1 protein-coding gene is annotated in these 1,110 nt (G+C 56.4%); it reads left to right on the top strand.

The genetic code is table 11. The features are described 5' to 3' along the window. Positions 1–1,110: immunoglobulin-like domain-containing protein (locus tag HBO11_RS28405; RefSeq protein ID WP_346266886.1), on the top strand; the 1,110-nt coding region annotated here is incomplete at both ends.

Here is a 1,110-nt window from a genome sequence, read left to right as displayed (position 1 = left end):
ACGGTCCAGGCGATGACGTGTTCATCGACAAGAGCACCCAGACCGTCCAGATCACCGGCACTGACGGCGGCAACTTCGAGAAACTCGTGGTTGCAGGCGATGGCGCGACTACCACCATCAACGACACCATCGACAAGGTCGATGTGGTTCTGACCGCGACCAAAACTGTCGGTGAAGGCGGCCAGATCGTCTACACCGCTACCCTTGTGGATAAAAACGGCGCACCCGTCACTAACACCACAGGTCCACTGACCATCACCTTGGATAACAACCAGGTCATCACCATCGGTGTGGACAAGTCGAGCGGTACCGTTTCGGTTGTAGCGCCGGACGACGTCTACAAAGGCGACCAGACTGTCACTACCGGCATTAAAGAAGTCGCCGGTGGCGATCACTTTGAAAATCTGGTTCCTGGGACTGACAAGGTCACCACGACTGTTACTGATACCCCAGGTACCGATAACACCACGACCGTGACCCTGACGGCGCCGTCGGAAGTGAGTGAAGGTGGAAAAATCACCTACACCGCCACCTTGAGCAACAAGGCTGACACCGACGTCACCTTGACCCTCGACAACAAACAAACCATCACCATCAAGGCCGGCGAAACTGTCGGCACCGTGACAGTGGATGCCCCAGGCGATGACGTGTTCATCGACAAGAGCACCCAAACCGTCCAGATCACCGGGACTGACGGTGGCAACTTCGAGAAGCTCGTGGTTGCAGGCGATGGCGCGACTACCACCATCAACGACACCATCGACAAGGTCGATGTGGTTCTGACCGCAACCAAAACCGTGGGTGAAGGCGGCCAGATCGTCTACACCGCCACCCTTGTGGATAAAAACGGCGCACCCGTCACTAACACCACTGGTCCGCTGACCATCACCTTGGATAACAACCAGGTCATCACCATTGGCGTGAACCAGTCGAGCGGGACTGTCTCGGTTGTGGCTCCAGATGACGTGTACAAAGGCGACCAGACCGTTACTACCGGCATTAAAGAAGTCGCCGGTGGCGAGCACTTTGAAAATCTGGTTCCGGGGACTGACAAGGTCACCACGACTGTTACTGATACCCCAGGTACCGATAACACCACGACAGTGACCC

The sequence above is a fragment of the Pseudomonas sp. WS 5010 genome (genome assembly GCF_012985565.1).
In the GTDB taxonomy this organism is placed as follows: Bacteria; Pseudomonadota; Gammaproteobacteria; order Pseudomonadales; family Pseudomonadaceae; genus Aquipseudomonas.
The sequence above is the reverse complement of the archived record's forward strand: the minus strand, read 5'-3'. Positions and strand labels throughout refer to the sequence as shown.